The sequence below is a fragment of the Alteromonas sp. ABE4_545 genome (assembly GCF_056161325.1).
In genome coordinates, this window is the sequence record NZ_JBSWYY010000097.1 from 1 (window position 1) to 223 (window position 223).

Genomic DNA, 223 nt, shown 5'->3' on the forward strand with positions numbered 1-223 from the left:
CCGTCGCGTACGCGTAGTGTCGATGCCAAGTACTGAGCAGTTTGATGCACAAGACGCCGAGTACAAAGCGAAAGTCTTGCCAGCTGACATTCCTAAATTGGCAGTTGAAGCAGCGCACAGCGACTTCTGGTACAAGTACGTGGGCACCAATGGTGACATTCTCGGTATGACAACCTTCGGTGAATCAGCACCGGGTGGTGTATTGCTAGAGCACTTCGGCTTT

General features: G+C 52.0%; 1 protein-coding gene. It reads left to right on the forward strand.

Features of this window, described 5'->3' with window-relative positions:
• On the forward strand, nt 1–223 hold a 223-nt coding region (locus ACXAH6_RS20480), incomplete at both ends, for a transketolase-like TK C-terminal-containing protein (RefSeq protein WP_474879842.1).